This is a genomic window from Streptomyces sp. NPDC002573, from assembly GCF_042889625.1.
Classification (GTDB): Bacteria; Actinomycetota; Actinomycetes; order Streptomycetales; family Streptomycetaceae; genus Streptomyces; species Streptomyces gibsoniae.
In genome coordinates this window covers 1-1079 of sequence record NZ_JBIARC010000287.1, presented here as the reverse complement: position 1 = coordinate 1079, position 1079 = coordinate 1, and the positions used below count along the sequence as shown (strand labels likewise).

Sequence of the window (1079 nt, the reverse complement as noted above, 5' to 3'; positions counted from 1 at the left end):
CTTCGGCTTCGGCTTCGGCTTCGGCTTCGGGGAGAGTGTGGCAGGTCTCGGTCAGATGGACCTTATAACCCAGCCAGAACAGGTCGTCGCCCTTGGCCGCCCAGCGGGCGTCGGGGTCGTAGGGCGAGGCCAGACGGATACTGCCGGGCGGGACGCCATCCGTGTCGGCCTCCCGCTTCCTGATCACCTCCCGCCCGCGCGCGTCGGTGTGGACGTAGTAGGTCTGGACCGTGATCTGTCGCAGCAGTTCCATGGCCTCGATCCCGCGTAACCATGGTGGAGTGCCAGGGGCGTGCACCGCCCGCAGCAGCGCCAGAGCGTCGGTGCCGAAGACCTGGGCGAGCCGGTCGCGCTTCGTCTTCGAGGCGGGCATCGTCCAGCCGTTGACGCGTTCGCCGTAGCGGTGCGCGAACTCCGCCACATCGATCACACCGGCAAGCCAGCCCGGGGCGGCCACGGCCAGCGCCTCCAGGGCCGCGCGCACGCTCTCGCCGGCCAGTTCGGTGCGGTTGAGGTCCCTGACCGCGCTGATGACGTGGGTGGAGTCGGTGCGCTGCTTACCCCCGGCGGCGACCAGCCCGGCGTCCTTGCAGTGTGCCAGCAGCCGGTCGAAGACCTCCCGCTCCAGGCCGTGCCTGGCCAGGCGGCCACGGAAGCGGGGCAGCACGCTGTGGTCGAAGCCGGTATCGGTCAGCTCCGCCCCGATCGCGTACTTCCACGACAGACGGTCCCGCACCGCATCCGCAGCCTGCCGGTCGGTGAGATCCTCGGTGAACTGCAACACCGTCACCAGCGACAGAACGCCCGGCGAGTACCCCGGAGCCCCGCGCACCCCGAACGCGCCCGCGAACGGCTCATCCGCGAAGACCCCGGCGAGATGGTCGCGGACCCGCATCGGCAGGCTCCCCTTGGGGAACGCGGCACGGGCCGTCCTCGCGGTCTGCTCCGGGACCGGCGGCAGGCCCCCCGACTGCAACGACAACGCACATCACCCCCGCAGCCGCACGACAGGGAAGCGACCGCACCCGTGATCATGCCGCACCCAGCCGACCCGACGTCACGAATTGCGCACCAGAGTC

Annotated in this window: 1 protein-coding gene; it reads right to left on the bottom strand. The window is 70.6% G+C overall.

Annotation, left to right across the window (positions count from 1 at the left end):
• Nucleotides 1-982: transposase (locus ACFYX0_RS47980; protein WP_388982222.1), on the bottom strand; the 982-nt coding region annotated here is incomplete at its 3' end.
• Nucleotides 983-1079: the final 97 nt, after the last annotated feature.